Here is a 12,861-nt window from a genome sequence, read left to right on the forward strand (position 1 = left end):
CCCTCCGCACGCCCCAAATCGGCCAAGTCACCGTTCAAGTGACCGTCGAGAGGCCCCAAGACGCCGCTACTATGGCCTTATCGTGACCGAGGGGCACCCGCAGGACTCCCGTTCTCACGCGAACGTGCGCTACATCACGCTTCGGAGCCATTTGGCGCCCTTGCGCGCCTACATCGCTTCGTAGTTCGGCCCGCCGCCCCCTTCCGGAGGAACCCAGGTGATGTTGCCGTTGGGATCCTTCACGTCGCAGGTTTTGCAATGGACGCAGTTCTGCGCGTTGATCTGGAAGCGCGGGCTGCCGCCCTCCTCAACCCATTCGTAAACGCCGGCCGGGCAATAGCGATTCGAAGGGCCGGCGAAGACGTCGTGCTCCGACGTCTTCTGGAGGTTCATGTCGGTAACCTTCAGGTGGACCGGCTGATCCTCCTCATGGTTGGTGTTGGACAGGAACACCGAGGAGAGCTTGTCGAACGAGATCTTGCCGTCGGGCTTCGGATAGGCCTTTGGTGCGTGGCTCTTGGCCGGATCGAGCGTCGCGCGATCCGGCTTGGCGTGCGACTGAGTGCCGAACAGCGAGGCACCGAACAGCGTGTTGCACCACATGTCGAAGATGCCGAGCCCGGCCCCGATGAAGGTGCCAAACTTCGACAAGAGCGGCTTGGCGTTGCGGACCGGATAGAGGTCCTTGCCCACGACGGAATCGCGCCAGGCGTTCTCGTATTCGACGAGTTCGTCATTGGCGCGATCGGCGGCGAGCGCAGCTGCGACATGCTCTGCGGCCAGCATGCCGGTGCCCATCGCATTGTGCACGCCCTTGATCCGCGGCACGTTGACGAACCCCGCCGCGCAGCCGATCAGCGCGCCGCCGGGGAAGCTCAGCCGCGGCACCGATTGATAGCCGCCTTCGGTGATCGCACGCGCGCCGTAAGCGAGCCGCTTGCCGCCTTCGAGCGTCGCACGCACTGCGGGATGGTTCTTGACGCGCTGGAATTCGTCGAACGGCGAAAGATACGGATCGTTGTAGTTGAGGTGGACGACGAAGCCGATCGAGACCAGGTTTTCGTCATAGTGATAGAAGAACAGGCCACCGCCGGTATCGTTCTTGAGCGGCCAGCCGACCGCGTGCTGGACCAGTCCCTTCTGGTGCTTGGCGGGATCGATCTGCCAGACTTCCTTGAGGCCGATGCCGAACTTCGGCGGTTCGCTCTTGGCGTCGAGCGCGAACTTGTTGATGAGCTGCTTGCTCAGGCTGCCGCGCGCGCCTTCGGCAAACAGCGTGTACTTGCCGAGCAACTCCATGCCGCGGGTGAAGGAGTCCTTCGGCTTGCCGTCGCGGCCGACGCCCATGTCGCCGGTGGCGATGCCCTTGACCTTGCCCTTCTCGTCATAGAGCACTTCGGCGGCGGCAAAGCCCGGATAGATCTCGACGCCGAGCGCCTCGGCCTTGCGCGCGAGCCAGCGGCAGACATTGCCGAGCGAACCGATATAGCAGTGATGGTTGTCCATCAGCGGCGGCATGATGAAGTTCGGCAGCTTGATCGCGCTGGTCTCGGTGAACCAGAAGAAGCGGTCGTCCTTCACCTGCGTCTTCAGCGGGCAATCGGAATCCTCGCGCCAGTCCGGGATCAGCTTGTCGAGCCCGGCCGGGTCGATCACGGCGCCGGAGAGAATATGCGCACCGACCTCGGAGCCCTTCTCCACGACGACGACGTTGAGATCGGCGTTGATCTGCTTCAGCCGGATCGCGGCGGCCAGGCCCGAGGGACCGGCGCCGACGATAACGACGTCGAATTCCATGGATTCGCGCGGGGGAAGTTCTTCGGTGCTCATCTGATCTCAGCCCTTGAGACGGTTCCTCGTCATTTGCGCCCCCTTGTTTCCGATTTTTCCGGGTAGGACAACCACGGAAATGCGTTCCGCTGGGATGCAAGGCGCCTTAAGATGAACTAATAGTCTGACTTTCCGATGATCCCCGAGCCCGCACCCACTGTCCGAGAGCTTCTCGCCTTCTATCTGGAGGCCGGTGTCGACTGCGCGCTCGCCGAGGAACCGATCGACCGCCTGGCGGAATTAGACGCCCCGCCGCCGGCACCTCGCGTAGCGCCGGTCGAGGCACCGCGCCCTGTCGCCGCGCCTGCGGTGATCCGTGGCGAGGCCGCTCCGGCCCCCGACGTCGCGATTGCCTCGGCACGCGAGGCCGCGCGCACCGCGCCTACGCTCGAGGCGCTTCGCGAACTCATGCAGAACTTCGAAGGCTGCGCGCTGAAACACACCGCGACGCGGCTGGTGTTCGCGGACGGCAATCCGCAGGCGCGCATCATGTTCGTCGGCGAGGCGCCCGGCCGCGACGAGGACATCGAGGGGCTGCCTTTCGTCGGGCGCAGCGGAAAGCTGCTCGACCTGATGATTGGTGCGATCGGGCTCAATCGTACCACGGCCTACATCACCAACGTCATCCCTTGGCGGCCGCCGGGCAATCGCACGCCGACGCCGCAGGAGACACAAATCTGCCTGCCGTTCATCCAGCGCCATATCGAATTGGTGAATCCCGACGTGCTGGTAACGCTCGGCAATCCCTCGACGCAGACGCTGCTGTCCACCCGCGAAGGCATCATGCGCACGCGCGGCCGCTGGTTCGACTACGAGACCGGCCAACGCACCATCCGCGCACTGCCGACGTTCCACCCGGCCTATCTCTTGCGTTCGCCGTCCTACAAGCGTCTGGCCTGGCAGGATCTGCGGGCGATCGCGAGGGCATTGGCGGGGGCGTGAGGCGGCGGAAATCTCTCTCCCGGTCATTGCGAGCGCAGCGAAGCAATCCAGAATCCCTCCGCTGAGACAGTGTGGATCGCTTCATCGCAAGGGCTCCTCGCAATGACTGCGGAGACAGTTCGCTAAGTCCCCTTTGGCCGCACGATCGCCCAGCCGATGCGCAATAATCCCTGGCGCCCCGTCACCAGCCATTCGAAGGCGCGCGGCACTTCCGGCACAATGCCGGGAAAGCGCGCGAGGATTTCGGGGGGCGGAGTCCCGGCGGTATCAGAGGCACGCCAGACCACCACGCCGCCGCTCTCGCCGAATTTGGCCTGTGACATCCACGGCGTGCGTCCAGGATCAGCATCGATGAACAGATGCGGCCGGCCGGAATGCAGCGCGATCAGGCTCGCGAGCTGGGTTTCGCCGGCGACCGCGCGCAGGCGATGGTTGGTGCGGCGGGCAAAGCTCTCGTCGAAGAAATCCGAGATCGCGCGCGCCGGCATCGAGGTCGCGATCTCGCCGGCACCCGTCCAGGGCAAGAACAGCACGGCCAGCACGACGCCGATGGCGGGTGCGACGATGGCCGCAAGCCACACGGTCCGCAGCATCCGTGCCCGACGCATCGCGATGAGATCGCCTGATACGACAACCATGGCAAGGCCCGACATGAGCAGCAGGACGCCCGGGCCGCCGATGACGGCGTCGAATCCGAACACGCCTGATATCAGGACCGCCCCGAGCGCAGGCGCCAGCGCAAAGAAATAGACGAAGTTGCGCGCGAGCGGCTCGACCGGCGGCCGGTAGATGATCGGCGCCTCCTCGCCCTTGCCGGCGAACAGGGGCGTGTTGAGGAAACTCAGCACCGGAACCGCCACGGCTCCGAGCGCAAGCCCACCGAACAGCCAGGCGGCGTGGATCGCGCGCGCGCTGAGGTTGGCAAATTGCGGCAGCGCCGGCAGCACGAGGGTCTCGGCGCGCATCAGCCAGACGGCATAAGGCAGCGCCAGCACGGCGACGACGATGAGCGCGAACAGCGGATCGAGCGCGCGCAAGGTCCGGCGGCCGCCCGCGGTCGCGAGCGCGAAGATGACAAGCAGCGCGAGCAGGTAGATCGCGGCCGGCGTGGTCAGGAGCAAGAGGCCTGCTTCGATCGACCAGGCGAACCAGGCATTGCCGCGGCGCTGTCCGATGATCTGCCAGGAATGCAGCAGCAACAGCGTCCAGAGCGGCCGCGCCAGCACCAGGGGACCAAAATCGAGCGCGGACGAGGAGAAGGCCAGCACCGTCATGGTCAAGAGCACGGCGAGCACCGCCTGCTGCGTGCCCACCACCGCGCGCGCCAAGTGGTAGAGCGCGACAAAGGTCGCGATCTCGCAGAGCTCAGCGAGCACGTAGACGCCGAACATGTGGCCGCCCGCGGCGCGATAGGCGATGTCGGCGAGCCAGATCGAGAGCGGCGGGCCGAGATCAGTGCCGACCTGATATTCCCGGCCGAAGGCCAGCAGGGTCGCAAGGCTGCCGGGCGGGCTGCGATAGAACAACAGAGCGACCAGCAGCCACATCGCTGCCTGGAGCAGCACAGCGATCCAGACGATCAGCCGCGGCCGGGCGCGAATGAGCTCGATGACCAGGGAGGTAAACCGCATGCAACGCCCGAAAGATGCAGCCAACCCGTCCAGCCGGCCCTATTCGCTCAAGACTATTTTGATAAAGCGCGCTGCGCGTCGTGGCAACGACCGTCTGCGCTAGAGACCTGCTGAAACATTGATTTCAACGCTCGTCTCCGCCTGCACTTCGAGTTCGGCGGGCTCGAACAGATCGCGCACCGGTTCGACCGTCCAGGGCATATGCTTGGCGCGGGCGGCAGCGACCGGGGCGAAGAAGCTGCGGTGATGGATTGTGGGGCCGAGGCGGTTGAGCGCGTCGAGATGCTCCGGGACGCCATAGCCCTTGTGCTGCTCGAAGCCGTAGCCCGGGCAGTCCTGCGCCAGCGCGCACATCAGCCGGTCGCGCGTCACCTTGGCGACGATGGACGCGGCGGCGATCGACAGGACGATGCCGTCACCGCCGATCACGGCCTCGCAGTCGCAAGGCGTGTCGAGCCGATCGCGGCCGTCGACGAAGACATGGCGGGGCGCTTCGGGCAGCGCGAGCACCGCGCGCTTCAACGCCCACAGCGAGGCGCGCAGGATGTTGTCGCGGTCGATGCGCGCGGGCGAAGCGATGGCGACCGAGACCTGGGCGGTGGCGCAGATCTTGTCGAACAGCTTTTCGCGTTCTTCCGCCGTCAGCCGTTTCGAATCATCGATGCCGCGCGGGATGCGGTCGGGATCGAGAATCACCGCGGCCGCCACCACCGGGCCGGCCAGCGGCCCGCGGCCGGCCTCGTCGCAGCCCGCGATCGGCCAGACGCCGCGCTTGATCAGCGCGCGCTCGCGGCGGAAGCTCGCCTTGGCCGGCGCGGCCTTCCTGGCAACGTCCTTCTCCAGCGCGTCCTTGGCCGGCTTCTTGGCGGATTTGTCCCGAATCATGGCCGGGATCGTGCGCAAGCCGCCCGGCCAGCGCAACCGGGAACCCCACGCAATTCCCGTTATTCATCAGCGTCAGTCCGCCAGATGCACCCGCCTGTCGTCGCCGACTTCGATGCCGGGCGCGACCACGACCTCCCAGGGATGGCCGTCGGGATCGGCGAAATAGCCGGAATAGCCGCCGTAATCGGTCTCATGCGCGGACTTGAGCAGGATGGCGCCTTTGCTGAGCGCAAACATCAGCACCGCATCGACCTCCTCGCGCGAGGCGCAGTTCCACGCCAGCGTGACGCCGCGGAAGGTCGTGGGCCTCGGCTTGTGAGGCAGCCTGGCATCGGCAGCGAGCTGGTCCCAGTGAAACAGGGCAAGCAGCGGACCGCCGGTGTCGTAGAACGCGACGGCCTCGCCTGTCGCCTTCAGCCGGCGTGAAAAGCCGAGCGCGTCGTAAAAGGCGATGCTGGTGCGGATGTCGCTGACGCCGAGCGTGATCACCGTCAGTCGCGGCACCGGGGCCGGTAGTTCCTTACTCATCGCACGCCTCGCGGGACCTCGTCTGTCAGAACAGGCTGAGCTGCTCGCCGTTCTGCTTCGGTCGCACAAAGTGATCCGTTGTCAGCTTCGAGCGGCGCTTGTTGAGACCGAGCCTGTCGCAGGCGATCTCGAAGCGGCGGCCGATGGTCCAGGCCATCGGTCCGGTGCCCTTCATCCGCTCACCCCATTTCGAATCGTAATCGCGACCGCCGCGCATGTCGCGGATCAGCGTGAAAACGTGGCGGTAGCGGTCCGGATAGTTCGCCATCAGCCATTCGCGGAAGAGATCGCGCACCTCGAGCGGCAGCCGCAGCAGCACGTAGGACGCTTCCTTGACGCCGGCATGCGCGGCCGCATCGAGAATGCGCTCGATCTCGGAATCGTTCAGCGCGGGGATCACGGGCGCGACCATCACGGTGGTCGGAATGCCGGCCTCCGAGAGCTGCTTCAGCGCCTCCAGTCGCTTCGGCGGCGTCGAGGCCCTCGGCTCCATGGTCCGCGCCAGCTTCGGATCGAGCGAGGTCACCGAAATCGCGACCTTGGCAAGGTTGCGCCTGGCCATCGCTGCGAGAATGTCGATGTCTCGTGTGACCAGCGCGGATTTGGTGACGATGCCGACGGGATGGCCGGTGCGCTCCAGCACCTCCAGAATGCCGCGCATGATTTTACGCTCGCGCTCGATCGGCTGATAGGGATCGGTGTTGGTGCCGATCGCGATCATCCGCGGCTCATAGCCTGATGCCGCGAGCTCCTTCTCGAGCAGAACAGGCGCCTCGGGCTTCACGAACAGCTTTGCCTCGAAGTCGAGCCCCGGCGACAGGCCGAGATAGGCGTGCGTCGGCCGCGCGAAGCAATAGACGCAGCCGTGCTCGCAGCCGCGATAGGGATTGATCGAGCGATCGAAGCCGATGTCGGGGGAATCGTTGCGGGTAATCACCTTGCGCGACGTATCGACACCGACACTGGTCTTGAACGGCGGCAGTTCCTCAAGGCTCTGCCAACCGTCATCGAAGGCGACGCGCGCCTCGGCCTCATAACGGCCACTGGCATTGGACTGGGCGCCCCGCCCTCGCCGGCGTGCGCGGTCGATGGCGACACCAAGTTCTGTAAAATCGGCGGGGAAATCAGAAGGCGCACCCGCCGGCTCGGAGGGCGCCGTGACCGGCGGGTGCTTGAGAGCAGAAGAAGATGCTGGACTCATGCAAGCAAGATAACACGCAAAAGGAACAAATCAAGAACAAGAATCGAAAACGCGAAAACAACCCCATGCACAGTAGCGCTGCCCAAACTTCACGCGCCGAGGTTTGACCTCACGCAACACCGCGTGACCCCGATGCCGTTTGATGCCGGCAAAGGATCGATCTCGCCGGAACTCGGTTGGTGACGATCTCCGGTGAAGGTCGGCAGGAATATGACATCTCAACAACAATCGGCCGCTGCAAGCAGCGACCTCGATCTCCTTGATCGCTATTGGCGGGCGGCGAACTACCTCTCCGTTGGACAGATCTATCTTCTGGACAATCCGCTCCTGCGCGAGCCGTTGGTCCCTGCGCACATCAAGCCGCGGCTGCTCGGTCATTGGGGCACGACGCCGGGGCTGAACTTCATCTATGCCCACCTCAACCGCGCCATCCGCGCCCAGGATCTCGACGTCATCTATGTCTGCGGTCCCGGCCATGGCGGACCCGGCATGGTCGCCAACACTTATCTCGAAGGCAGCTACAGCGAGATCTACCCCGATATCGGGCGCGATACGGACGGATTGCGCAAGCTGTTCAGGCAGTTCTCCTTCCCTGGAGGCATTCCGAGCCACGCGGCGCCGGAGACGCCGGGCTCGATCCACGAAGGCGGCGAGCTCGGCTACGCGCTGGTGCACGCCTACGGCGCGGCGCTCGACAATCCCGACCTCATCGTCGCCTGCGTCGTCGGCGACGGCGAGGCCGAGACCGGCCCGCTCGCGGCGTCCTGGCACTCCAACAAGTTCCTGAACCCGGCGCATGACGGCGCGGTGCTGCCGATCCTGCACCTCAACGGCTACAAGATCGCCAACCCGACCGTGCTCGGCCGGATGCCCGACAGCGAGATCCGCGAGCTCTTCCGCGGCTTCGGCCACGAGCCGCTGTTCGTCGAAGGCGACGATCCCAAGGTAATGCACCGGGCCATGGCCGATGCGCTCGACGTCGCGCTCGCCAGCATCCGCTCGATCCAGCAGCACGCCCGCGACGGGCGCAAGACGATCGAGCGGCCGCGCTGGCCGATGATCGTTCTGCGCAGCCCGAAGGGCTGGACCGGCCCGAAGGAAGTCGACAGCAAGAAAGTCGAAGGCTTTTGGCGCGCGCATCAGGTGCCGGTCGCAAGTTGTCGCGAGGAGCCGGCGCATTTGAAGATCCTTGAGGACTGGATGCGCAGCTACGAGCCTGAAAAACTGTTCGACAAGAACGGCGCGCTCGTTCCCGAGCTGCAGGCGCTCGCTCCCCAGGGCAACAGGCGCATGGGCGCCAATCCCCACGCCAATGGCGGCCTGCTGAAGAAGGACCTGAAGCTGCCGGACTTCCGCAAATTTGCCCTCGAGGTGCCGCAGCCAGGCTCTGTGACGGGAGAAGCGACGCGCGAGCTCGGCAAATTCCTGCGCGACGTCATCCGGCTCAACGCCGGGGAACGAAATTTCCGCATCATGGGACCGGACGAGACCGCGTCAAACCGGCTGGATGCGGTGTTCGACGCCACAGAACGCGTCTGGATGGAGCCGATCGAACCCTACGACGTCCACCTCGCGCAGGACGGCCGCGTGATGGAGGTCTTAAGCGAGCATCTCTGCCAGGGCTGGCTCGAGGGCTATCTGCTCACCGGCCGGCACGGCTTCTTCTCCTGCTACGAGGCCTTCATCCACATCGTGGATTCCATGTTCAACCAGCATGCCAAATGGCTGAAGGTGGCGCGGCATCTGCCATGGCGGCGACCGATCGCCTCGCTCAACTATCTCCTGACCTCGCATGTGGGGCGCCAGGACCATAACGGCTTCAGCCATCAGGACCCCGGCTTCGTCGATCTCGTCGCCAACAAGAAGGCCGACATCGTCCGCATCTACTTCCCGCCGGATGCCAACACGCTGCTGTGGATCGCCGATCACTGTCTGCGCACCTACAACCGCATCAACGTCATCGTCGCCGGCAAGCAGCCGGCGCCGCAATGGCTGTCGATGCCGGAGGCCGCGACGCATTGCGATGCGGGCATCGGCATCTGGAATTGGGCCGGCACAGCGGACACGAGCGGCGAGCCCGACGTGGTGATGGCCTGCGCCGGCGACGTGCCGACGCTGGAGACGCTCGCCGCCGTCGACCTCTTGCGCAAGGCGCTGCCGGACCTGAAGATCCGCGTCGTCAACGTCGTCGACCTCATGACGCTGCAACCGAAGGAGCAGCATCCGCACGGGCTGAGCGATCGCGACTTCGACTCGCTGTTCACGCACGACAAGCCAGTGATCTTCGCCTATCATGGCTATCCCCACCTCATCCATCGTCTGACCTATAATCGCACCAACCATGCCGGCATGCATGTGCGCGGCTTTGCCGAGGAAGGCACCACGACGACGCCGTTCGACATGGTCGTGCTCAACGAGCTCGACCGCTATCACCTCGCGATCGAGGCGATCGAACGCGTGCCCGATCTGGCGACCAGGGCTGCGCATGTGAAGCAGCAATTTCGTGACAAGCTGATCGAGCATACGCGCTACGTGCGCGAGCACGGCGAGGACATGCCGGAAATCCAGCAATGGGTCTGGCAGAACAGCGCCGGCGGCACCACGCCGGCCGAAGCCGGCGATTGACGGCGCCATGACGGACACGGTCCTCGTTCTCAACTCGGGCTCGTCGAGCATCAAGTTCGGCCTGTTCGACATCTCGACGGCCGAGCCCGCCCTGCTTTGCAACGGAGCGCTGGACGAGCACGAGGCGAAGCCGCGGCTTGCGGCCAAGAGCCCCTCGGGCGACATGCTGTTCGAGGCGCAGCGGGAGGCCTCGGATGGCGACGGCGGTCATCTGTTCGCCGACGTGCTCGGCTTCATCGAAGACCGTTTCGGCGAAGGCCGCTTGCGCGCGGTGGGGCACCGCATCGTCCACGGCGGTGCCGAATATTCCGGCCCCGTCGTGCTGACCGATGACATCGCCGCCAGGCTTGAGGCACTGACGCCGCTGGCGCCGCTGCACCAGCCGCGCTGCCTGGCACCGGTCCGCGCCCTTGGCGCACTCCGTCCCGCACTGACGCAGATCGCCTGTTTCGATACCGCCTTCCATCACGGCCTCGCGCCGCCCGCGAGCCGCTTCGCCATTCCGCGGCGCTATGAGGCGCGCGGTCTGCGCCGTTACGGCTTTCACGGCCTCTCGTTCGAATATGTCGCGGGCCGGCTTAGCCACATCGCGCCGGAGCTTGCGGCCCGGCGCACCGTCATCGCCCATCTCGGCAATGGCGCGAGCCTGTGCGCCTTGCACGAAGGCCGCAGCGTCGACACCACGATGGGACTGACGCCGCTCGACGGCCTCGTGATGGGCACGCGCTGCGGCACCGTCGATCCCGGCGTGCTGCTCTATTTGCTCCAGCACGAGCGCATGTCGGCCGGGGACTTGCAGCACATGCTCTATCACGAGTCAGGCCTGCTCGGCGTCTCTGGCCTCTCCGCCGACATGCGCACACTCCTGGCGAGCCGCGAGGCTGCCGCACGCGAGGCGGTCGATCTCTTCACGTTTCGTGCGGCGCAGGAGATCGCGGTGATGGCGAACACGCTGGGCGGCCTCGACTGCCTCGTCTTCACCGGTGGCATCGGCGAGCATGCCAAAGACATCCGCAGCGAGATCGGCGAACGTCTCGGCTGGCTCGGCGTGCGCATCGATCAGACTGCGAACGAGGCGGCGTGTGAGCGCATCTACGCAGCGGACAGCGCAGTCGCAGTGTTCGTCATCCCTACCAACGAAGAGATCACAATCGCTCGCCACTGCGCCAGCATGCTGCACGACCGCGAGCGTTTGTGACGGAAACATGAATGATCTGGCGCAACGCCAGCGCCGCCGCCCGGCGGCATGATGCACGCACTGAACGTTGTGCGGACACATCATGAAGACCCAGATCATCGAAGAACTCGGACAGGGCGGCATTCTGCTGCCAACCCTGGTGGCAGAAGGGCTCGCCGCCAACGACCGCATCAAGGTGCGCATGAGCGCCCTCCAGGCCGCGGCCCACCATGCACGGGAGCCCGACCGGCCCGCGAGCGATCTCAGCGTCGAGAGTCAGATCGCGGGCATCGCGCCTGCCGCGATCGCGACGCTGATCAGCGGCGCGCATATGGTTGGCCAGGATCGGGTTGCGGCGCCGAACCTCGCGAAGCTGATGAAGGAGATTCAGGACGACGCCGGGGCCATGATCCGCGCGGTCGTCGCTGGCGCTCCCGATGAAGGCAGAAAGGTGACGACACGGCTGGATACGATCCGCGGAGCCGGCCTGCTCGACGCCACCAGCGAGATCGAGCTCGCCCGCATCGCGCGTCTGACCGGCGTGACGGACTCGACCGGCGACAGCCTGCATCGGATGGTCATGGATCTGCACAAGAAGCTCAATGTGCTGGCCGCGAGCTGCTCCGAGGAAGTGCTCGACGGAGCCCATGTGTTCGGTCTGCATGGAGAAGATCGCAGCGCGGTGGAGGCCTTCATGAAAGGGCTCAATCAAACCCGCGGACTGAAGTTCAACCATCCCGGCCTCGATACGATGGCCACGCGCTCCGGCGGTCGGCTGCTGATTCAGAACGACATCGGCACCACCGACGCACATGTCGTGGTGATCGCCGTCAAGAAGCACGCGGTCACCGTCACCTACACCGACGTGCACCTGGCGCGGGCGGAGTTCTTCATCTCTCTGTTCGACGGGTTCGAAGCGACCTGGAGCGGGCTCGACCGTCATACCGCGGCCGGTCTCGGCGAAGACAATTCGTTCTATCTCGTCACCGGCCAGTTTCAGGCCAAGCATGCTGCGGATCGCAACGAATTCCTTGCGGCAGTCGGTGCTGCGCTGGTTTTCCTGATCGACTGGAACAAGGCGCGCAAGCTGCTGCGGACCTGGGTCGCCAAGGACGACGCGGCGCGCATCCTGGAATGGGCGGCGCGGCACCGGATCGGCCATCGCGGCTTCCTCGAACTCGGCGGCAATGAACTCCTGGGATCCGCAGTCCGCAACGCCGCGCCCTCGCGGATCGGCTTCGGCGAGCGGCTCGACCAGGCGCTCGGCCGATCCGCCGCGATCGACTTCCTCAAGGCGGCGCTGCGCGCCTCCACCGAGGCGTTGCTTGCAGGCCGCTCCGTGAGAACCGTGCGTGACCAGATCGAAGCCGATCTCGTGCGGCACCTCGATCGCGTCGACGGGGCGCTGCTTGCGGCCGTGCTGCGCCAGGTCGGATTGGCTCACGATCTCGTCACCGCCATTGCACGCCATATCGCAGCTCTCAGGACCGGCCAGCCCGCCGACGGCACGCTGCTGGCAGGACGTTGCGCCGCGATCGAGCAGAAGGCCGACCGCATCGCATTGGAGAGCCGCAACGAGGTCGACCGTCTCGATGCCCGGCCCGTGATCGGCCAATTGATCGGCCGGGCCGAGGAGGCCATCGACGAACTCGAACAGGCGGCTTTCGTCGCCTCACTGCTCCCCGCGCGGACCGATCCGGCGCTGCTGGCGTCGCTGGCCGAGCTTTGCGCGGTGGCCGCGACCGCGGCCGAAACCGCGGCGAACGGTGTCGCTGCTGCCATCGACGTGCCGGAGGGACGGCGGATCGATTCCGAAGACGCACTGGCCGCGGTGACGCGCCTGATCGACGCCGAACATGCGGCGGACACCAAGGAGCGGGCCACGACCACGCTGGTCTTCCGCGGCGGCTACGATGTGGCAACCTCGCTTTCGGTGCTCGAGCTGGCACGGGCGATGGAACGCGCCACCGACCGCTTCGCCGCCTTCGGCCATCTGTTGCGCCGTCACATCATGATCGATCTCGCAGCCTGAGGACATCACC

General features: G+C 65.6%; 9 protein-coding genes. 4 read left to right on the top strand and 5 right to left on the bottom strand.

Annotated features, from left to right (window positions below):
* Positions 1 to 168: 168 nt before the first annotated feature.
* Entirely contained in the window at positions 169 to 1,830 is a 1,662-nt protein-coding gene (locus tag X265_RS28335) for an electron transfer flavoprotein-ubiquinone oxidoreductase (RefSeq protein WP_128967816.1), read from the bottom strand.
* A 135-nt stretch (positions 1,831 to 1,965) separates the two neighbouring features.
* Between X265_RS28335 and X265_RS28340 the strand changes: the two genes are divergently transcribed.
* Positions 1,966 to 2,772, top strand: a complete 807-nt coding sequence (locus X265_RS28340; protein ID WP_128967817.1) for a uracil-DNA glycosylase — start codon at positions 1,966 to 1,968, stop codon at positions 2,770 to 2,772.
* 122 nt (positions 2,773 to 2,894) lie between these two features.
* Here the strand turns inward: X265_RS28340 and X265_RS28345 are convergent, their stop codons facing one another.
* The 4 genes from X265_RS28345 to X265_RS28360 all read right to left on the bottom strand — a co-directional run bounded on the left by X265_RS28345 (position 2,895) and on the right by X265_RS28360 (position 7,017).
* The gene (locus X265_RS28345) at positions 2,895 to 4,403 is read right to left on the bottom strand and encodes a glycosyltransferase family 39 protein (protein WP_128967818.1); all 1,509 of its coding nucleotides are present in this window, start codon (positions 4,401 to 4,403) and stop codon (positions 2,895 to 2,897) included.
* Between the two features lie 99 nt (positions 4,404 to 4,502).
* The gene (gene rnhB, locus X265_RS28350; protein WP_128967819.1) at positions 4,503 to 5,288 is read right to left on the bottom strand and encodes a ribonuclease HII; all 786 of its coding nucleotides are present in this window, start codon (positions 5,286 to 5,288) and stop codon (positions 4,503 to 4,505) included.
* A 72-nt stretch (positions 5,289 to 5,360) separates the two neighbouring features.
* Positions 5,361 to 5,816, bottom strand: a complete 456-nt coding sequence (locus X265_RS28355) for a VOC family protein (RefSeq protein ID WP_128967820.1) — start codon at positions 5,814 to 5,816, stop codon at positions 5,361 to 5,363.
* Positions 5,817 to 5,841: 25 nt separating this feature from the next.
* Positions 5,842 to 7,017, bottom strand: a complete 1,176-nt coding sequence (locus X265_RS28360) for a PA0069 family radical SAM protein (protein WP_128967821.1) — start codon at positions 7,015 to 7,017, stop codon at positions 5,842 to 5,844.
* Positions 7,018 to 7,227: 210 nt separating this feature from the next.
* On the opposite strand from X265_RS28360, the gene X265_RS28365 reads away from it, so the two are divergent.
* The 3 genes from X265_RS28365 (at position 7,228) to X265_RS28375 (ending at position 12,851) form a co-directional block, all read left to right on the top strand.
* Positions 7,228 to 9,642, top strand: a complete 2,415-nt coding sequence (locus tag X265_RS28365; protein WP_164938834.1) for a phosphoketolase family protein — start codon at positions 7,228 to 7,230, stop codon at positions 9,640 to 9,642.
* Positions 9,643 to 9,649: 7 nt separating this feature from the next.
* A complete protein-coding gene (locus X265_RS28370) occupies positions 9,650 to 10,840 on the top strand; it encodes an acetate/propionate family kinase (protein ID WP_128967823.1) in 1,191 nt (396 codons plus the stop codon).
* Between the two features lie 82 nt (positions 10,841 to 10,922).
* On the top strand, positions 10,923 to 12,851 hold the full coding sequence (locus X265_RS28375; RefSeq protein WP_128967824.1) for a hypothetical protein: 1,929 nt from the start codon (positions 10,923 to 10,925) through the stop codon (positions 12,849 to 12,851).
* Positions 12,852 to 12,861: the final 10 nt, after the last annotated feature.

Source organism: Bradyrhizobium guangdongense (genome assembly GCF_004114975.1).
In the GTDB taxonomy this organism is placed as follows: domain Bacteria; phylum Pseudomonadota; class Alphaproteobacteria; order Rhizobiales; family Xanthobacteraceae; genus Bradyrhizobium; species Bradyrhizobium guangdongense.

What these genes read in the sequence shown, in the direction of transcription:
- X265_RS28335 (WP_128967816.1), bottom strand. Translation starts at nt 1,830, where the DNA reads ATGAGCACCGAAGAACTTCCCCCGCGCGAATCCATGGAATTCGACGTC.
- X265_RS28340 (WP_128967817.1), top strand. Translation starts at nt 1,966, where the DNA reads ATGATCCCCGAGCCCGCACCCACTGTCCGAGAGCTTCTCGCCTTCTAT.
- X265_RS28345 (WP_128967818.1), bottom strand. Translation starts at nt 4,403, where the DNA reads ATGCGGTTTACCTCCCTGGTCATCGAGCTCATTCGCGCCCGGCCGCGG.
- rnhB (WP_128967819.1), bottom strand. Translation starts at nt 5,288, where the DNA reads ATGATTCGGGACAAATCCGCCAAGAAGCCGGCCAAGGACGCGCTGGAG.
- X265_RS28355 (WP_128967820.1), bottom strand. Translation starts at nt 5,816, where the DNA reads ATGAGTAAGGAACTACCGGCCCCGGTGCCGCGACTGACGGTGATCACG.
- X265_RS28360 (WP_128967821.1), bottom strand. Translation starts at nt 7,017, where the DNA reads ATGAGTCCAGCATCTTCTTCTGCTCTCAAGCACCCGCCGGTCACGGCG.
- X265_RS28365 (WP_164938834.1), top strand. Translation starts at nt 7,228, where the DNA reads ATGACATCTCAACAACAATCGGCCGCTGCAAGCAGCGACCTCGATCTC.
- X265_RS28370 (WP_128967823.1), top strand. Translation starts at nt 9,650, where the DNA reads ATGACGGACACGGTCCTCGTTCTCAACTCGGGCTCGTCGAGCATCAAG.
- X265_RS28375 (WP_128967824.1), top strand. Translation starts at nt 10,923, where the DNA reads ATGAAGACCCAGATCATCGAAGAACTCGGACAGGGCGGCATTCTGCTG.